Source organism: Anabaena cylindrica UHCC 0172, assembly GCF_034931625.1.
Lineage (GTDB): Bacteria > Cyanobacteriota > Cyanobacteriia > Cyanobacteriales > Nostocaceae > Anabaena > Anabaena cylindrica_A.
In genome coordinates this window covers 47,530-66,533 of the sequence record NZ_JAYGGY010000093.1, presented here as the reverse complement: position 1 = coordinate 66,533, position 19,004 = coordinate 47,530, and the positions used below count along the sequence as shown (strand labels likewise).

Here is a 19,004-nt window from a genome sequence, read left to right as displayed (position 1 = left end):
TTACCTTCTTAGAAAACTCACATTGTGTCCTATTTGTCAATATTTAGAGGGCTGGGTACAAGCAGTAATAATTAAATGCAGATGGACGCAGATATAGCTTGCTTCCCACAAGGTACGCAGATAATTTTGTACTTCATTAGACTAGGAAATGCTATAAGGAATACTGACTGTAAATGTTGTTCCCTTTCCTAATTGACTATCTAAGGAAATTTCTCCTTTGTGCATATCAACACACTTTTTGACTATGGATAACCCTAAGCCTGTACCAGAAATGCTGCCAACGTTAGAAGCTCGATGAAAAGGTGCAAATAAATTAACTTTGTATTCTTCAGGAATGCCGATGCCAGAATCTTTAATTTTGAAGATTAATTTGTCATTTTCTATGGTTAAATTGAATTTAATTAAACTTGTTTGAGGAGAATATTGAATAGAATTTTTCAGGAGATGTGTGAGAATTTGTTGGAGGATTTTTGGATCAAATTGAACTACGAAAGAATTGTTTAATATTGGCTTGTTTGCATTGAAGGCAAATTCTATTATGTGTTTGTTACTCGTGGCTTCTATTTGCTGTGTAAGATGATGACAAAAAGCGATGATATCTGATGCTTCTGGGTTGAATTCCATCTTCTCGGCTTCAGCACGATTAATCATGAGAACATCGTCAAGAAGTTGGACGATATGCTTGATGGTTTTTTGGATTGTTTCTAGATGTTCTTGTTGTTTTTCTACAGTGAGGCGCTCTTGAAATTTTTGTAAAATGCCTGTAGATGAGGCGATAATGGCTAAAGGTGTGCGAAATTCATGGGATGCCATAGTAATGAAGCGCGATCGCATTTTGCTGACTTCTTTTTCTTGCACTAGAGACAGTTGCAATTGCTCAAATAGATCCGCTTGTTGAATAGCGATCGCTAATTGGTTGGCTATTTGTTGTAACAATTGAGCTTCATCATCTTCCCAAATACGTCTTGTGCTACAGGCATGGACAACTAATACACCCCACAGTTTCTGATTATGATCAGAACTTACCCAGCGTCCAGTTTCATTTTCTCCAAGTTCCTGTAAGATGGGAGCGACAATTTTAGACTGGATATTTCCTTTAGTGGAGTATTCGGTTAAGCAATCTGTCCAGATATCGTTCATCACATCAGGAACAATCCGGGGTTTTCCCTGCCAATAGTAGTCTAAAATTTCTTGTGACCATTTTTCATCTTCCCAATAATGATCCTTCAGGGCAGCATACCCGCTAGAAACGACTTCTTCCAAAATTTGACTTCTGCCATCAGGAAACAGACGGAAAACAATCACCCGTTCCACCTGCATTAATTCTTTAACTTGTTGGGTAACGGTGGCGAGAATATGGTTTATATCTAGCGTAGAGCGAATTTGTTGAGTGATATCCTGAATAATTTTCTGCCGTTGTAGTTGCAGTGATATCGCGTCTTCAGCTTGCTTTCTAATGATCAGTTCCGATTGTACTTGCTCATATAAGATAGATTGTTGAATAGCGATCGCTAATTGATTGGCTATTTGTTGGACAAGCTCAACTTCAAACTCTTGCCAGTGACGGGGGGCAGAACATTGATGAATACACAACAAACCCCACAAATTTTCTCCATGTAGCAGCGGCACAACTAAATTAGCTCGAACCTGAAATTGTGCCAAAATATCTCGATAACAATCTGTTAGTCCAGCATTGTCAATATCATCTATTGCTTGAATTCGGCCTTGCTGATAGTCAGCAGCACATTTTTCACCAAAACAGTGGTCATGAATTTTAGTCCCTAGAGCAGATTCAAAGCCATCAACTAAAGATTCAGCGACAAATTTACCATCGTTAAAATTACTGTCAGGATCTAATTGAAAAATTCCTACCCGATCTGCATTCATGAATTGTCGGATTTCTTGAGCCGCAGTATTAAAAATAGTCGCTAAATCCAGGGATTGATGAATGCGTTGGGTGGTCTCACGTAGCAAATATTCTCTTTCTGCTTGCTGCTTAATGATTTGTTCTGCTTGCTTGCGTTCATGAAGTACAGCTTGCTGTTCGCTAATATCAAGAAGTATAGCTTGGCATATGGAAATATCAGGAGCAGCACAATTCACATTTGTCGTCATCACTTCACTAACAAAACGCAACCGCAACAAGTCCAGAGTCCGTAATTTTTGCCGCAAACTTTCATGAGTTAGCAGTCCCACTAGTTGATTTTGCTCATCAACAACTGGTAAATGGTTAATTTTGTGGTGTTGGAGCAAATTAATGGCAAAAAAGAGGTCAGTAAACTCCGACTCGTACAAGGTGACAACAGGATGAGCCATGACATCGCGGATGGCTAGATTGTTTAAATTTCGTCTTTGGGCGCTTAGTCGTACTACATCTGTTTTTGTGAAAATCCCGATCGGTTGATTATTTTCTACAATCAGGACACAGCTTGAGCGTGTCTCAGCCATTTGAGCGATGCCTGCGGCGAGCAGTGCGATCGCATCCACTACTGTTGTTTCTGGTGTTACTACTAGCGGGTTACGAACTATAGCTAATCTTAGTTCAGCTTGAGTTTGAGCATTTGCAGGTGTAAACATTTTTAGATATATTTATTGCTTTTTGGATAATTACTCTTACAATAAGTTGACTACAATGACTATTACAGCATCTTGCAGCTAAATTAAGTACAAACAAAGTGTTCTTATAAAGCTATGGAACCAGAAATTATTATTGCTGTCTGCTACGTAAGTTTAGCTTTCCTAAACAAATATTTACTGCTATAAATAGAACAGATATAATCATATCATAAGCACCTATATCGCAATATTCAGCCATACTCAAAACCGCTTAATTATTTGATTCTATAGGTAGGGGTTGAGCAGTGTTAAACCCCTACAAATATCGATCTTTCGTAATCTTGTAAAAGTCTAGCTTCTGACTATGTTTAGTATATTTTTTAAAGTGAATGAAATCCCCATATTTTTCACAGTTCATCTTCAACAGTTTCCTTCGGCAAACAGATAATTTATTTTGTAATAATACTTATCATAACTCATGGAAAAATTAGAGCAAATCAAAAATTTATATCCCCAAGACTTAGAACTAAAAAAAAACTGGTATTCTCCTGTTGCAGAAGCTTACAACAAAGTCAGACCACGCTATCCCCAAGCAATAATTAAAAGTGCTGTTGAAATCGCTAAACTTAGTCCTGACAGTAAGATTCTGGAGTTAGGATGTGGCCCAGGAAATGCAACTATGTCTTTTGCTCAACTAGGATTTCCAATGGTTTGTTTAGAACCGAGTCCAGCAGCTTGTCAGTTTGCTAGACAAAATTGTGTAGCATATCCAAATATAGAGATTCAGCAGACAACTTTTGAAGAATGGAAATTAGCACCAAGGCAATTTAATGCTGTTTTAGCAGCAACTTCTTTTCATTGGATGAACCCTGAAACAGCTTATACAAAAGCTGCTGATGCTTTAGAAGATGACGGTGCTTTAATTTTGTTGTGGAATATGACACCTCAACCTAATTATGAAGTATACCAAACTTTGCATCAAGTTTATAAAATTCATGCCCCATCCTCAGCAAGATATGAAGACATAACAACTCAAGAAAAAATAGTTAAATCTTTCGGAGAAAAAGCCCTCGCTTCCGGTAAGTTTAAAGATTTAATTGCTGATCATGTGCTTTGTCAAGTAACTTATAGCGTTGATGATTATTTACTGCTGTTAGGTACTCTTTCCCCATATTTAAAGTTAGAAGCTTCAATTCGGGATGCTTTATTTGCTGGTTTGCGGGAAAAGATTAATCAGCATTATGGGGAAAGTATTGAAATTACATATATCTCAGCTTTTCAGGTAATGAAGAAGGTTTAGGAGAGATTTCGCGTCAAGAGGTACATAAGCGATCGCCAAACCAAAGCACTTTCCCCTCACAGTAGATAAGGAATGTCAAGAAAAGTTGTAGACTGAAAAATGCATCTAGTAGCGTTAGCATCTTGACAAAATCACCTGTGCGAAAAATCGTTATAGCCGGTAACTGGAAAATGTTCAAAACCCGGTCAGAATCCGAAGAATTTTTACGCGGATTTCTGCCCCACTTGCAGGAAACACCCTCAACAACAGAAGTTATACTGTTTCCTCCCTTCACTGACCTCAGCATCATGTCCAAATATTTGCATGGTAGCCTGATCCAATTGGGCGCACAAAATGTCCATTGGCAAGAAAATGGAGCCTACACTGGTGAAATTGCTGCTCCCATGCTCACAGAACTTGGTGTGCGCTATGTCATCGTTGGTCATAGCGAAAGACGGCAATTTTTTGGCGAAACAGACGAAACCGTTAATCTCCGCCTCAAAGCAGCCCAAAAGCATGGACTTACCCCCATTCTCTGTGTTGGTGAAACCAAACACCAACGGGACCAAGGGAAAACTGAAAAACTGATTTCTAGACAGTTAGAAAAAGGCTTAGTAGATGTTGATCAAAATAACTTGGTCATTGCTTATGAACCCATTTGGGCGATAGGTACTGGGGAAACCTGTGAAAGTAAAGAAGCAAATCGGGTAATTGGCTTAATTCGCTCTCAATTGACTAATCCCAACGTCTCAATTCAATATGGTGGCTCAGTTAAGCCCAATAATATTGATGAGATCATGGCTCAACCAGAAATTGACGGCGCTCTCGTCGGAGGTGCGAGTCTAGAAGCTGATAGTTTTGCCAGGATTGTCAATTATCATTAGAACGCCATTTACGACTTTTTGACAAATCAATTTAGTCCCCTAAAACGGATTTTTACTATTAGCCTCGGAATTCATTCCGGGGCGGTATGGAACTTATGTCAAAGCAATTAATTATTCGAGAACGCTGTTTCACCTGGGGACAGCGCAGTTATTTGATGGGAATTTTAAATGTCACCCCTGACAGCTTTAGTGATGGTGGTTTATTTAACACAGCTTCAGCCGCTTTAACCCAAGCCCAAGCAATGGTAGCTGCTGGTGCTGATATGATTGATATTGGTGGTCAATCAACTCGTCCAGGTGCAGAACAAATCACCCTCACAGAAGAACTTGACCGAGTGCTGTCTGTTTTGCAACTAATTCGACCAAAAATTTCAATTCCAATTTCTGTAGATACAACTAGATCAAATGTAGCTAAAGCTGCTGTAGAAGCCGGGGCTGATATCGTCAATGATATTTCTGGCGGTACATTTGACCCAGAAATGCTGACAACAGTATCTAATTTAGATGTACCAATTATCTTAATGCACATCCGGGGAACTCCCCAGACAATGCAACAACAAACTGATTATCAGGATTTAATACAGGATATTTATAATTTTTTATCTCAGCAAAAAAAAGCCGCAATTACTGCGGGGATTAAGCAAAATAAAATAATTATTGATCCTGGTATTGGTTTTGCTAAAAACTATGAACAAAATTTAGAAATTTTTCGCAGCTTACCATCATTAAAAGCGCTTAATTGTCCAATACTGATAGGAGCTTCCCGTAAAAGTTTTATAGGCAAAATTTTAAACCAACCAGATCCCAAAGCCAGAGTTTGGGGAACAGCAGCAGCTTGTTGTGCAGCCATTTTTAATGGTGCTGATATCCTCCGCATTCACGATGTTTCAGAAATGCGCGATGTCTCCCTAGTTGCTGATGCTATCTATCGATAGTCAGCATAACTTAAATATTTACCAACAATCTTAACCAGCACCATTACCATTACCAGAAGTTTTCTTTGTTTCTTCTTGAGTAACTGTTTCAGCAATCAATTCCTGAAACATATCTGTGGAATTAGCTGGATCTACAAAAACAATTTTAGCGTTATTGCTCTCTCCTAGCTTTTGGCTGGCTTGTACATAATCTTGAGCCACAAGATACCGTAAAATCTCCTTACTTTCAGGATGAGAACGTAAGACTTCAGAAATGATCTCCATCGAAGTTTTAGTTCCTTCCGCTTTTTTAACCGCTGCTTGTCTCTCCCCTTCAGCTTCGGTAATCACCGCCCGTTTTTTTATTTCCGCAGCTCGCTCGTCTTCCATTGACTTCCTTACACTTTCTGGTGGTGTAATGCTTTGAATATCTAAGCGGATAATTTTAACTCCCCAACCTTTTGTTACTGGATCTAACAGATCTAATATGCTTCTATCCATATCGGCTCTAGACATATTGGTTTCGTCTAAGCTGTTCTGGGCAATAATTTCCCTGAGCGTAGTCGTAGTCAAATTTGTCAGTGCCTGTTGGAGATCGTCAATTTCATAAAAACTTCTTTCTATCTCGGTAATACGCCAGTAAACAACTGCATCAACTTCTAGGTAGATATTATCTTTGGTGATCACATTTTGAGGCTTAATATCTAAAACCTGTTCCCGTGTTGTGTCTTCCATGACAATTTGGTCAAGGAAAGGAACTATGAAGTTAAGTCCAGGTCTAAGTTTTCGATGATACTGCCCCATGCGTTCGACAAGGGCTTCATTTCCTTGATTAATTATTTTCGCAGATCCTAAGGCGTAACCTATAAGCGCTAAAACTATAGCAATGATTGGCTCCATATATATTCCTCTTCAGCAATTGGTAGAATTTAGTGTCAAGAGTATGGTAATGGCTTTTCTTACCTATAAGTCTAAATGTTTTGAGTTTGTAACTTTATGAACATGAGTAGCTGTATATATTATAAATATTGTACAGATTGGAAAATCTGGCGGGATGCTATTCCTGCGGAGCGCCTAGCTATTAAAGCACCTTGATTACAAGCTGGCAAGTAGTAATCTTGTTATTAACTTTACCAAAAAAAACTCCATTGCGAATTATGAGCTTTCAAACTCTTATTTTCAGTAACTCTACGCGACGAACACTTTACACTTAGCAACGTTAAAATATAGATTATTGCAGGTAAATTAGGTAAAAAATAAAGGCTTTCAAGGGTTTTAACCCAGGTTTTCCATAAAAAGAACCGAAGAACTGAAGTTTTTACTGCTTTATGGGCGTATTGCAATACTCCACGCCTGACCGTTGACTGCTGCGGTAATTCATCCACTCACATTCATCGCTACTAAAACAGCCTTCTGACTAACATCTTTGTAAACTGTTTGCAAATAATTCATGGCGACATCACCCGCTGATGAATTTACTAAATTTTCTTCATCTTTAGCTAGGGGAATTGTACCCAAAACATCTAAAACTGTCTCGTTAACTGAAGGTACAATTACTACTAAAGAAGATTCTAATGGTTCATCATATCGCCAACAATTATCTAAATTGATGGAAGATTGAGAATGAATAGTTGTCTGTTTGGATGAGAATTTTTCCTGTTTTAACGATGCTTCTCCCGATTGGACTCCAGATTTGCTACTGCGTAACTGACGTAAATCGCTGATAATTTGTTCTTTGGTACGCCCTCGTAATTGAAACAAAACAAAAGGGTCTTCACTAAAGCGATCGCCCAATTGATAATATACAGCACCTATATGTTTACAAGGTACGGCTTTATCAGGGCAGGAACATTTACCGTGAACGTCTCCTAAAGTAAAAGGAAATAATGACAGCCCATTACTCGTGAATACATCTTCTATATTTTGTGGCATTTCTCCTGCCAACAACTTAGCAGCATAACTGGCTTTTTGGGACATAGTTTCAATCACATAACCCCACTCTTCATCAGTGAAAGAATCAAGAGAAAGGGAGACTTTATAAGGTTCTATTTCGCTCCCTTGCACCTTCGCTAATACCTTTGCTCCTTTAAATTCGATACTTAAAACATTGCCTTGTCTAGAATAGTTTCTCGCCCGTTCTAAACGCTTTTTAAAGCGATAGGAATCTAGTAAATCAAGCCACCTTTGTGACCACCATTCCCGACTAGCTTGTAGGGTATCATTAGTCATAATTAATTCAAAATTGAGATAAGATAAACCAGCAAAATACTAGTAATAAATAAAATTCTTTTAAAAATACCTTGTCAAAATTTCCCCTGGTGGCAATGTCCAAATACAATATAAATGATTTGGTAAAATAACAATCGCATCCACAGTAAATGAATGTGGCTGGATAACTTGTCTCAACACTTCTGGTAACAGGAAAATATTTTCTTGATCACACAGAAATTGAAGATGTTTCAGTTATCAAGAAGATTTTCTTCCTGACTCCTGACTCCTGACTCCTGACTCCTGACTCCTGACTCCTGACTCCTGAATTCTGAATTTTGCTGTATTTGCCATCGTTTCCAGATTGCCAGCCCAGAACGATGGCGGCCTATTGATTGAGATTATACTTGACCGCTAAAGGCAGGCTTTACTTTACGGTCAATCCTTTCCCCCAAGTCTTCAGCAATTGTCAGATCATCAGGTTTACAACGCTTAATATTGACTACAATACCCTGCGCTCCTTCAATTTCTAAATCTTCTAAATAGCCCTTGCTGGCGAATGTGGCATCCACCGAACTGAAAAAAGGACCGAAGTAGTATGTGCAACGGGGATTCTGGGTGACAATCTCTACCCACCAAGCAAATCCAAAACTGTTAGATATACTAATCAGCTGTTCCTTGAGGTTATGCCAAATAGTTTTCATGGTTTTCACCAATTTATAAACGGTTTACAGGGTGTTAAACAATATGTTAGATTTATTCTTTTTTACATTTCTTTATACACTTTTAGGCTATTTTTTCAAAGAAACTGTGCGTAATTTATCAAGATAGAGGGTATTTAAGGAACGTTGACGATAAATTTCGTAAAGCGCCATACCCGCAGCGACTGATGCATTCAGGCTAGGAGTCTTGCCCTGTAAAGGAATTGATACTAAAACATCGCAAGAACGTTGTGTCAGCATACTCAGACCTTCGCCTTCTCCACCAATTACCAAAACGATAGGGCCACTAAAATTCACTGTATGTAGAGGTTCGCTACCTGTGGCGGCAGTTCCGTAAATCCAAAAACCAGCTTCTTTGAGTTGTTCTAAAGCACGGCTAAGGTTAACGACTCTAGCTACAGAAAAGTTTTCTAAAGCACCTGCTGCTACTTTTACCACAGTTGAAGTGATCCCCGAAGCCCGTCTTTGAGGAATAACTAATCCTTGAGCGCCTATTGCTTCTGCGGTGCGAATAATTGCCCCTAAGTTGTGAGGATCTGTGATGCCATCAGCAACGACAATTACAGGATCTGTGACAGATTTTGCTTCTGTAATTAAATCTTCTATTTCTGTATAGGCGTAAGGAGCAATTTGTGCTGCTATACCTTGGTGATTAGCACCGTCGGTGATTTGGTCTAAACGTTTGGGATCAACTTCATCAATGACTGTGCCATTTTCCTTAGCTTGGAGAATCAAATGATGAAAGCGATGATCGTAACGGAGACGGGTTGTAATCCAGAGACGGTTGAGATTGCGATGACTTTCCAATGCGCTTAAAACTGGATGACGACCATAAATTAGGTCATTATCTTCTGTTGAGTTGCTATCTTCTATTGATTTGATGGTTGGGGCTGGTAGAGAAATTCGGTGAGATGGACGTTGTCTACCTGAGAAGGATTTTCCTTCTGCTTTGCCTTGATGACGAGTAGGATTAGCTATAACTCGTTTGCCTTTGATTTTAATGGGTTGCATACGTTTTGATTCGCTAGTAGTATTGATTTTTCTTGGTTGATTAGACATGGGAGTATTGGTTGTAGCAGATAGGTGGGCATCCCGGCTCAATTTAATTAACCTTGGCAATTAATTTTTCCATCAGGAGATTGAGCTATTCACTATTTCTCTAGATGGAGTTTTTGTAAAAGTTCCATTAAACGTGAGTAATCGGTGAGATATAAATAGCCAACTAAAGTTTCTAGACTAGTTGCCTGTTGATAAATTTCAGGATTAAGTCGCTTAGGGCGGCTTGTGGCAGCATTGCGACCTCGGCGGACAATTTCTAACTCGTTACTCCTTAATTCAGGAGTCAGCGATCGCAAATGTAGCGCTTGTGTTTCCGCTCTGACCTGCGCCACTACCAAACGATGGTAAATTTCTGGCCGTTGCTGTGGCAACAGAAAGAACATTCTAACATAAAGTTCGTAAATTGAATCCCCCAAGTAAGCCAAGGCAGAAGGAGAAAGTTGTCGCACTTGTGCATGAGATATGATTGTTTGAGGTAATTGGGTCGTGTTTACCAACAATGCGGGGATTGCAGATGAATCTTGCAGAGCAGTTTCATCTCCTTCATTTTTAGCTTCTTCCTCCTGGGGCTTCACAAGTTAATAATTCCTTGACCTACTAAACATAACGGGCGATTGTCTTCACGAACGTTTATTTTTTGTGCAGTATGCCATTATAACATACTGATAATATTCAACACTAACAAAAATTACTGAAGCTATAGCTGAGTTATGAGTGCTGAGTGCTGAGTGCAGAGTGCTGAGTCCTGAGTGCAGAGTGCTGAGTCCTGAGTGCAGAGTTCTGAGTTCTGATTCATGAATATAAACCTAGTTTATTCAAGGCTTTCAGGAATGAATACTGTTCTAAAATTAGTGACTACAGCCCTATTTAATTTTTGTAATTTAATTGAGGCTAAAATTTTCGATTACTTAATCAATAACTCTTCGAGACACTGGCTGGTATGCAAACAGAAAGAAGATTAATTTCGACGCTAAATGTAGAGCAAATAATTAATCTCCCTTTCTCAACCCAGTACTCAATACTCAGCACTCAGCACTCAATACTCAGCACTCGGTACTTTTTCTTAAAAGCCTCTCCCACAAGGAGAGAGGTTTTTTGCAGAATTTGTAAAAATTAAGCTATCCAATATTGTGTATTTGGATAGCCAAATTGATTTTTTCTGGTCAAGCAATCAAGATGGCTTGATGTTTTCTAAAGCTGCTTCGACATTTGTTTGCAAGGAAAGAAATTTCTCCAAGCGAACAAGCTTGACCGTTTGAGTTACACGGGCATTAGTGACAATTTGCAAAGTGCCAGTGGCGTTTGCTTGTTTGGCTAATTGTACCAGCGCACCCAAACCGGAACTATCCACAAAGTCAATTTGCGAGAGATCTAGAATTATGTGCTTTGGGCCTTCGTCAATCTTACTGCCTAATACCTTGCGAAATGTCGGCTCAGAAAAAGCGTCTAACAAACCTGTGAGGCGGAATAGCTGACAGTTATCCCGGACTTCGCGAGTGCCTCTCAGGCTTACGGTTAGATTTAGTGGTTCAGCAATAATTCCCTCCTCGTCCTTTTAACTGAAAGTAAACGCTCAAGTATAGATGGTTTTTGAGCAAGTTGTCTAGGTTGGGGATTGGGGATTGGTGATTGGTAAAGACTCTTACCCATTACCCATTACCCATTACCCATTACCAATCTTGCCATTTTTCTATTTTTACTTCATTTAAGCGATCGCAGCTTGTCGTGCTGTTTGCATTTCTAATACAAATTGCTCAAACAAGTAATCTGCATCGTGGGGTCCGGGACTAGCCTCTGGGTGGTACTGTACAGAAAATACAGGTAGAGATTTGTGACGTACCCCAGCAACGGTGCGATCGTTTAAGTTCAGATGACTAACCTCTACCACTGCTGATGGTAACGAATCCGGATCAATAGCAAAACTGTGGTTTTGGCTAGTAATTTCTACCCTTTGATGTAAACCCGCCGGCTGATTTAAACCACGATGCCCAAATTTAAGTTTAAAGGTTTCTGCGCCTAAGGCATGACCTAAAATTTGGTGTCCCATGCAAATACCAAACATGGGTTTTTGGCTTTCTAGCAGTGCTTTGGCGGTAGTAATACCCTCTGTGACTGCGGCTGGATCACCGGGTCCATTGGAGAGAAAAATTCCATCTGGATTGTATTTAAGAATTTCTTCTGGTTGTGTATCGGCGGGAACAACTATCACCCGACAACCATAACTAGCCAAGCGACGCAGGATATTACGTTTGACACCAAAATCAAGGGCAACAACGGTGAAGGTTTCGCCAATTTTTGCCACATTTTCTGGGTTGAATTCCCAAGCTGCGGTGGTGGCTTGGGACCATTCATAAATAACTGGGGTAGTGACTTCTCTGACCAGGTTTAATCCTGCCATGTTGGGCGCAGCTTGCACCAGTTCTAATAATTCTAACTCATCAGTAATTGATGTAGAAATACCACCATTCATCGCTCCAAACATCCGAATTTTGCGGGTGAGGGCGCGGGTATCAATGCCAAAGATGCCGGGGACTTGGTGTTGTTTGAGGTAGTCTGGTAAGGATTGTGTAGAGCGCCAGTTACTGGGTTTGTGACAGATGTTGCGAGCGATCGCACCCCGGACTTGAGGTTTGGCTGATTCCTCATCTTCAGAATTAACCCCAGTGTTCCCTAATTCGGGATAGGTAAAAATGACAATTTGACCTCTGTAACTAGGGTCAGTTAACACTTCTTGATATCCAGTCATGCCAGTGTTGAACACCACTTCGCCAATTGCGGTTCCCATAGCACCAAAAGACCAACCGCGATAAGTGGTGCCATCTGCCAAGACAAGTAAAGCTGGTATTGCGTCAGATAAAGACATAAATAATTCGTAATTGGTAATTCGTAATTGGATATTTAGTAATGGGTAATTGCTAGGGTTATTAACCTCCCCATCTCCCCAGTTCCATACTGCGACTGCTTATTATCCCATGAGTTAACGTTCTTTGGACTCTGAGAGCAATTATTAAATTAATTTAATTTGGTACAATAGAGCGCCTGCTGCTAAACCTACTAGTGAAAAAATAGACGTGAACCAGAAAGATAGTCCTTCTTTGAACCCAGATGCCTGGAAGTCTATTTTGACTAAAATAGTTGCTGAGAGCATAAGTAAAGTATCAAGGAATACTCGAAACCAAGCCAGCATCATAAAAAATAGAAAAGCTGCTAAAACGGTAATACCAAAAGTCCTGACATTGGATCTAAAAAAAATGCTGTAACATTCTGCTAGTTTTGACCAAGGAGTCGTCAAGCTAATTAGCAACAACAAGATAGCAACAATCACAATTAACCACACGAACCAAGGAGCTTTTGTTTCAGATATCACCCAGCCCAAAGTACTATAACTCAGTAGTACTAGTGCTAGGGAAAACCAAGGAATTTTTTTGAAGACTGACATAGATTGGTATTCCCAGTAGCAGGTGCGGATATTATTTCACAAATTTAGGCGATACAAAGAATTTATCTGATCTCAAGACTTTTAACTTTATCGAAAAAGGCAGATCCCCGCTATATACAGATAATTATCATACCCTGCTCCATTTTAATAAATATGTACTCAATTAATAAACATTTATACTGTGTCCAACGAAAATCACTAGTACAGTATCAATTTTCCCGGATTATTTTGTAAAAATTAGTTAAATTATGATCTTAAACATTTGTAAACTGTTAGCAGTCGAATGGCCGCATATCACATTTTATTAAGGTTAAGGACTGGTTCATGAAAAAACTTGTTATCGTTGAGCGCGTATGCCTGATTGGTCATATCGTGTCTATGGTCTTTGGACTAGTAGGGATATTACTAGTTATTCCTAATGCCGAAGTAATTTTGAGCTTATCTGAGGTTGGGCAAACTGTCATGCAGTGGAGCATGGCTGGTGGTGGTGTGGCTTATATGATTTTCGGTGCAGTCGGTGTGTTCTTGTATGCTAACCGGACTTTGGGTTTAGGTCGCACTTTAGGCTTTCTAGTGCCTTCAATATTAATTTCTTTGACTAGTGAATTATTGGGAACTAGTACAGGGTTTCCTTTTGGACACTACAGCTATCTAAGTGGCTTGGGTTATAAAATTGCGGGTTTAGTGCCGTTCACAATTCCTTTGTCTTGGTTTTATGTAGGATGCGTTTCTTACCTATTGGCGCGGGTAGGTTTAGAAGTAGACAAAAAACCCAGCTTATTGCGTCATATAAGTGCGATCGCATTGGGCGCGTTATTGCTGACATCTTGGGATTTTGTCCTAGATCCGGCCATGAGTCAAACTGCGCTTCCCTTCTGGTATTGGCAACAACCAGGGGCTTTCTTTGGAATGCCTTACCAAAACTTTGCTGGTTGGATGGGTACAGGTTCCCTGTTTATGACAGTAGCGGCGCTATTGTGGAGAAACAACCCCATCAAATTAGAGCGATCGCAACTCAATATCCCTTTACTAGTTTATTTGGGTAACTTTGGTTTTGCCACCGTTATGAGCTTGGCTGCTGGCTTCTCCATCCCCGTATTGCTAGGCTTGATACTGGGTGTAGCACCAGCTGTAGCACTTTGGTTGAGAGGTCCCGATGCATCCGTAGCTATTGAACCAGCAACAAAAGAAGTTTCTGTCGCCAGCGTTAAAGTTGCTTTCAAGTAAGCCAACCAGTGCAAGGAGGCAGAAGGAGGGAGGAAAGCTTGTTTAATAAGCTTTTTAACCTTTTTCTCTGGATAGTTATTGTCGCCATGCTGCACTAGTGCTGAGTAACCTAAATATATACTCTACTCAGCACTGCTAAATAATTACTAATTCGTAATTCGTAATTAAAAGAAAGTCCAACTTCATCTATTCTGGACTCATTGAACCAAAAAACCTTGCACCTTTAGGTCGGGTATTGTCAAAGTTATAAATTGCAACTACTAATTATCTTGATCATAGAAAGCGTTATTTCCCTCTTATTACTACTTATTCAAGTACCAGCAACGGCGATTTTACTTTCACGCCTGTTGAAAGGCCCAAGACGACATCCCCCCCTCCAACCAGAACAGCCAACACTAGATTTATTGGGGAGTGTGAGCGTTGTTGTCCCTACATTAAACGAGGCACTGCGAATTAGTCCGTTATTAACTGGATTAAGTCAGCAAAGCTACGAAGTCCGAGAAATAATTGTCGTCGATAGCAATTCCCAAGATGGTACTCCCGACTTGGTAAAAACTAAACAGCAACAAGATCCCCGGTTTCGCCTTATCACAGATGATCCTTTACCCCCTGGTTGGGTAGGCCGTCCTTGGGCGTTACATAATGGCTTTTTGTTTAGTTCAGAGGCCAGTGAGTGGTTTTTAGGAATGGATGCCGATACCCAGCCTGATCCTGGTTTGGTGGCAAGTTTAGTGAAAACAGCCCAAGCTGAGGGCTATGATTTAGTTTCTCTTTCCCCTCAGTTTATTCTCAAATCTCCAGGAGAGTGTTGGTTACAACCGGCTTTACTGATGACCTTATTGTATAGATTTGATCCTGCTGGTATTCACACTCAACAACCAGAAAGAGTGATGGCAAATGGACAATGTTTTTTGTGTCGTCGCTCAGTTCTAGCATCTGTAAATGGTTATAGCAGTGCTAGGAGTTCTTTTTGTGATGATGTGACTTTGGCGCGGCATATTGCGGCACAAGGCTTTAAAGTAGGGTTTTTGGATGGGGCAAAAGTGCTAAAAGTAAGGATGTATGAAGGGGCAATGGAAACTTGGAAGGAATGGGGGCGCAGCCTTGATTTAAAAGATGCTGCTTCCCGCGCTCAGATTTGGGGTGATTTATGGCTATTATCTTCAGTACAGGGTTTACCGCTTTTAATAGTTCTGGCTTATCTGCCTATTGCTCTATCGCCCTATCTTCCCATTTCCTTAGTATTGGGACTGAATATATTTTTATTAATAATTCGTTTTGCTTTATTATTAGCGATCGCACCTTCCTATGATCTTCAAAATGCCAAAGGAGGCTGGTTATTCTGGTTTTCCCCCTTAGCCGATCCTCTGGCGGTGTTACGAATCTTTTTGTCTGCGTTCCGCGTTCCCCAAGAGTGGCGAGGAAGGAAATATTAGATAACGTCACTCAATCGTAAGGATTCAGGACATAGAATATTTGATATAGCAGAGAACAGGGAACAGAAGAGAAAAATATTCTTCTTCCTCTTTCATTACTTCTTTTTCTTCCTTCTTCCTTAACTCCTGCCTCCTGACTCCTGCCTCCTTAACTCCTGCCTCCTGCCTCCTGCCTCCTGCCTCCTTAACTCCTTAACTTCTGACTCCTGACTCCTGCCTCCTGCCTCCTGCCTCCTTACACTCAATCTATAGTCATTCATTTAGCAGCATGGGATAAATATCTATGCTTTTTGGAACTATTGCTACCTTATTTATACTACTTGGAATTTTAGTTACCTTAATATTATATCGGCAATATAAAGACCAATTAATCCGACAAGAACCATTACAAGAAAGTGAAAAACTTTTTCGCTCACTAATTCGGGAAATGCCCGTAGGTGTATTGCTTTTGGATGCAGAGGGTAAAATAATTTTGAGCAACCACGTTGCTAGAGAACTGCTGTTACTAACAGAGACAGATTTACAAAATAAAAGTATTTTTGCACTCAATTGGCAAATGCTAGACGAAGATGGTAAACCATTAACCTCTAAAACATTACCTATCAGAGAAGCACTGATCCAACAGCAGCCTGTACGTAATTACGTAATTGGTTTATCTCACAATTCTGCCACCAATATACTCTGGTTATTATTAAATATTGATCCACAAATATCTGAACATAAAAAATTAGAGCGTTTTGTTTGCACATTTAGCAATATCACTCCAGAAAAACAAGCTCAAGAAGCATTGCGAGAGAGTGAAGCACGGTTCACTTTAGCTGTAGAAGGAACTGCTGTTGGTATTTGGGATTGGAATTTACTAACAGGAAAAGTCTATCTATCGCCTAGTTGGAAAAATATTTTGGGATATGCAAATCAAGAATTGCCTAATACTATGGAAACATGGCAAGAATGCATTCATCCAGATGATAGTCAACAAGTAATGTCCATTTTAAATGACTATCTAGAAAATAAAATTCCTGCCTATGAAGTGGAGTTTCGTACCCGACATAAAGATGGTTCTTATCGTTGGGTTTCAGTACGGGGTGCAGCACTAAGAAATGAATCAGGACTACCTTATCGCCTCAGTGGTTCCCATACAGATATTACTGAACGAAAACAAACAGAAGTAGCATTGCAAAAAAGTGCAGAACGAGAGAAAGCATTAGCAATAGCAATTCGGAGAATGCGACAAACATTAGATATCAAAACCATCTTTGCCGCTACCACCTCAGAATTACGGCAAGTTATCCATTGCGATCGCGTTGTTGTTTATGGTTTCAATTCTGACTGGAGTGGAGAATTCGTTGCCGAATCTGTAGGTGTAGGCTGGATTTCTTTATGGGAAGAACAAAATAATAATCCCCAACTACAGAAAAATTTACTATCGAATGAAAGATGTGTAGTCAGAGATTTTAATAGCAAGAATGAAGATGATGATGCTCATAAAAATTCAATTTTAGTAAAAGATACTTATCTCCAACAAACTCAAGGTGGTCTTTATAGCCAAGGGACGAGTTACCGAATTGTAGAAGATATTTATCAAGCAGGATTTGACGATTGTTATATTCAACTTTTAGAGCAATTTCAAGCTAGAGCTTATATTATTGTGCCTATTTTCTCTAGCAATAAACTTTGGGGTTTATTGGCAATTTATCAAAATTCTGTTCCCCGACAATGGCAGGAAGCCGAAGTCAATATAGTCGTGCAAATTGGTAATCAATTAGGAGTTGCACTGCAACAAGTTGAATTACTAGAACGGACTCAAAAACAATCAATAGCACTGCAACAAGCTTTATTAGACGCTGATGCTGCTAACCGTGCTAAGTCAGAATTTTTGGCGAATATGAGCCATGAATTGAGAACTCCTCTTAATGCTATTCTTGGTTTTACAAATATCTTGAGCCATGACAATTCTTTATCTATAGAACATCAAGAGGAAATAGGAATTATTAATCGGGCTGGCGAACATTTGTTGATACTAATTAATGACATTCTCGAAATGTCTAAAATTGAAGCAGGTAGAAGCATACTCAACGAAAACAGCTTTGATTTAGTAGTATTTCTAAAAAATTTACAAAAAATGTTGCAATTAAAAGCAGAATCTAAAGGGTTGCAACTCATTTTTAATTATGATCAATCTCTACCTCTCTATGTACGTGCTGATGAAGGTAAATTGCGGCAAATTTTGCTCAATTTATTAGGAAATGCTATTAAATTTACAGCTAAGGGTAGTATTGAATTGAGAGTCAAAGCTGTTTGTTTTGAGCAAAACGAAAATCTGAAAAGCGAACCATTCACTAACTGTTACAAAATTAGCTTTGAAATAGAAGATACTGGTGATGGTATTGCAACTGAAGAAATTAATTTAATATTTGAACCTTTTAAACAAACAGTAAAAAGTATCCAATATCAACAAGGTACGGGATTAGGTTTAACTATTAGCCGCAAATATGTACAGCTAATGGGAGGAGATATTCAAGTTAGCAGTTATCCCGGTTTAGGCAGTTTATTTCTGTTTGAAATCCCAATTTATGCAGCTAGTGCTAACGAAATTTCTATCCAAAAACTAAATTGTAAACCTATTTTTTTAGCACCGAATCAACCAGAATATCGAATTTTAATTGCGGATGATATGAAAGATAGCCGTTTATTATTAACTAAATTGTTAAAAAGAGTTGGTTTTAGTATTCGTGAAGCTGAAAATGGACAAGAGGCAGTTGATTATTGGCAGAATTGGCAACCACATTTAATTTTTATGGATATGCGGATGCCTGTAATGGATGGGTTTTTAGCTACACAACAAATTAAAGCCACACCACAAGGTCAAGCTACTAAAATTGTGGCTTTAACTGCCAGTGCTTTTGAAGAAAATCGCCAAATTATTTTAGCTTCTGGTTGTGATGATTTTGTTGCTAAACCTTTCCGAGAAGAAATTTTATTAGAGAAAATTAGCCAACACATAGGAGTGCAATACATATATGAAAATGATGATGTTATGGAATCTCATCATCAGGAAAAACTTTCAGAAGCACAAGTAGTTTTACTCTTATTAAAAATGTCGAGTGAATGGCGGCAGCATTTAAATCTTGCGGCTTCTCAATGTAGTGATGAAAGTGTTTTAGAATTAATTGCCCAAATAACTCCAGAAAATCAGATTTTAGCTACTACTCTGAGGGAATTGGCACTAAATTTTCAATTTAAAAAAATTATGCAATTAACCCAGGCTAACAATGAGTAA

The 19,004-nt window shown here is 39.2% G+C and carries 15 protein-coding genes; 6 read left to right on the top strand and 9 right to left on the bottom strand.

The genetic code is table 11. The features are described from left to right. Positions 1-141: 141 nt before the first annotated feature. Positions 142-2,577, bottom strand: a complete 2,436-nt coding sequence (locus tag VB713_RS20800; RefSeq protein WP_323313406.1) for a GAF domain-containing protein — start codon at positions 2,575-2,577, stop codon at positions 142-144. A 457-nt stretch (positions 2,578-3,034) separates the two neighbouring features. On the opposite strand from VB713_RS20800, the gene VB713_RS20795 reads away from it, so the two are divergent. The 3 genes from VB713_RS20795 to folP all read left to right on the top strand — a co-directional run bounded on the left by VB713_RS20795 (position 3,035) and on the right by folP (position 5,654). Then, entirely contained in the window at positions 3,035-3,856 is an 822-nt protein-coding gene (locus tag VB713_RS20795) for a class I SAM-dependent methyltransferase (protein ID WP_323313405.1), read from the top strand. Between the two features lie 137 nt (positions 3,857-3,993). Continuing rightward, positions 3,994-4,719 carry a triose-phosphate isomerase gene (gene tpiA / locus VB713_RS20790; RefSeq protein ID WP_323313412.1) on the top strand — a complete coding sequence of 242 codons (726 nt, stop codon included), beginning with the start codon at positions 3,994-3,996 and terminating at the stop codon, positions 4,717-4,719. A 95-nt stretch (positions 4,720-4,814) separates the two neighbouring features. Continuing rightward, positions 4,815-5,654, top strand: coding sequence for a dihydropteroate synthase (folP, locus tag VB713_RS20785; RefSeq protein WP_323313404.1), 840 nt, complete (start codon positions 4,815-4,817; stop codon positions 5,652-5,654). Positions 5,655-5,684: 30 nt separating this feature from the next. Here the strand turns inward: folP and VB713_RS20780 are convergent, their stop codons facing one another. From VB713_RS20780 to VB713_RS20745, 8 genes are all read right to left on the bottom strand, one after another. After that, complete coding sequence (locus VB713_RS20780) at positions 5,685-6,533, bottom strand: SPFH domain-containing protein (RefSeq protein ID WP_323313403.1); 849 nt, start codon at positions 6,531-6,533, stop codon at positions 5,685-5,687. A gap of 477 nt (positions 6,534-7,010) precedes the next feature. Then, a complete protein-coding gene (locus VB713_RS20775) occupies positions 7,011-7,862 on the bottom strand; it encodes an SWIM zinc finger family protein (protein ID WP_323313402.1) in 852 nt (283 codons plus the stop codon). A gap of 380 nt (positions 7,863-8,242) precedes the next feature. Further along, positions 8,243-8,545: a DUF1816 domain-containing protein gene (locus VB713_RS20770; protein WP_323313401.1), complete on the bottom strand. Its 303-nt coding sequence runs from the start codon at positions 8,543-8,545 to the stop codon at positions 8,243-8,245. An 87-nt stretch (positions 8,546-8,632) separates the two neighbouring features. Continuing rightward, on the bottom strand, positions 8,633-9,622 hold the full coding sequence (gene rlmB / locus VB713_RS20765; protein ID WP_323313400.1) for a 23S rRNA (guanosine(2251)-2'-O)-methyltransferase RlmB: 990 nt from the start codon (positions 9,620-9,622) through the stop codon (positions 8,633-8,635). Positions 9,623-9,714: 92 nt separating this feature from the next. Beyond that, complete coding sequence (locus VB713_RS20760; protein ID WP_323313399.1) at positions 9,715-10,197, bottom strand: Mini-ribonuclease 3; 483 nt, start codon at positions 10,195-10,197, stop codon at positions 9,715-9,717. 596 nt (positions 10,198-10,793) lie between these two features. Next, positions 10,794-11,162: an STAS domain-containing protein gene (locus VB713_RS20755; RefSeq protein ID WP_323313411.1), complete on the bottom strand. Its 369-nt coding sequence runs from the start codon at positions 11,160-11,162 to the stop codon at positions 10,794-10,796. 165 nt (positions 11,163-11,327) lie between these two features. Beyond that, positions 11,328-12,485 carry a glutamine-hydrolyzing carbamoyl-phosphate synthase small subunit gene (gene carA / locus VB713_RS20750; protein WP_323313398.1) on the bottom strand — a complete coding sequence of 386 codons (1,158 nt, stop codon included), beginning with the start codon at positions 12,483-12,485 and terminating at the stop codon, positions 11,328-11,330. A 144-nt stretch (positions 12,486-12,629) separates the two neighbouring features. After that, positions 12,630-13,061, bottom strand: coding sequence for a hypothetical protein (locus VB713_RS20745; RefSeq protein ID WP_323313397.1), 432 nt, complete (start codon positions 13,059-13,061; stop codon positions 12,630-12,632). Between the two features lie 324 nt (positions 13,062-13,385). Here VB713_RS20745 and cruF point away from each other — a divergent pair, with 324 nt between their 5' ends. From cruF to VB713_RS20730, 3 genes are all read left to right on the top strand, one after another. Beyond that, the gene (cruF, locus tag VB713_RS20740) at positions 13,386-14,288 is read left to right on the top strand and encodes a gamma-carotene 1'-hydroxylase CruF (protein ID WP_323313396.1); all 903 of its coding nucleotides are present in this window, start codon (positions 13,386-13,388) and stop codon (positions 14,286-14,288) included. A 269-nt stretch (positions 14,289-14,557) separates the two neighbouring features. After that, complete coding sequence (gene cruG / locus VB713_RS20735; protein WP_323313410.1) at positions 14,558-15,724, top strand: 2'-O-glycosyltransferase CruG; 1,167 nt, start codon at positions 14,558-14,560, stop codon at positions 15,722-15,724. A 283-nt stretch (positions 15,725-16,007) separates the two neighbouring features. Further along, a complete protein-coding gene (locus tag VB713_RS20730) occupies positions 16,008-19,004 on the top strand; it encodes a PAS domain S-box protein (RefSeq protein WP_323313395.1) in 2,997 nt (998 codons plus the stop codon).

Coding starts and splice junctions, on each gene's coding strand:
- carA (WP_323313398.1), bottom strand. CDS start 12,485: ATGTCTTTATCTGACGCAATACCAGCTTTACTTGTCTTGGCAGATGGC.
- VB713_RS20795 (WP_323313405.1), top strand. CDS start 3,035: ATGGAAAAATTAGAGCAAATCAAAAATTTATATCCCCAAGACTTAGAA.
- cruF (WP_323313396.1), top strand. CDS start 13,386: ATGAAAAAACTTGTTATCGTTGAGCGCGTATGCCTGATTGGTCATATC.
- VB713_RS20730 (WP_323313395.1), top strand. CDS start 16,008: ATGCTTTTTGGAACTATTGCTACCTTATTTATACTACTTGGAATTTTA.
- VB713_RS20745 (WP_323313397.1), bottom strand. CDS start 13,061: ATGTCAGTCTTCAAAAAAATTCCTTGGTTTTCCCTAGCACTAGTACTA.
- folP (WP_323313404.1), top strand. CDS start 4,815: ATGTCAAAGCAATTAATTATTCGAGAACGCTGTTTCACCTGGGGACAG.
- rlmB (WP_323313400.1), bottom strand. CDS start 9,622: ATGTCTAATCAACCAAGAAAAATCAATACTACTAGCGAATCAAAACGT.
- VB713_RS20770 (WP_323313401.1), bottom strand. CDS start 8,545: ATGAAAACTATTTGGCATAACCTCAAGGAACAGCTGATTAGTATATCT.
- VB713_RS20800 (WP_323313406.1), bottom strand. CDS start 2,577: ATGTTTACACCTGCAAATGCTCAAACTCAAGCTGAACTAAGATTAGCT.
- VB713_RS20780 (WP_323313403.1), bottom strand. CDS start 6,533: ATGGAGCCAATCATTGCTATAGTTTTAGCGCTTATAGGTTACGCCTTA.
- VB713_RS20775 (WP_323313402.1), bottom strand. CDS start 7,862: ATGACTAATGATACCCTACAAGCTAGTCGGGAATGGTGGTCACAAAGG.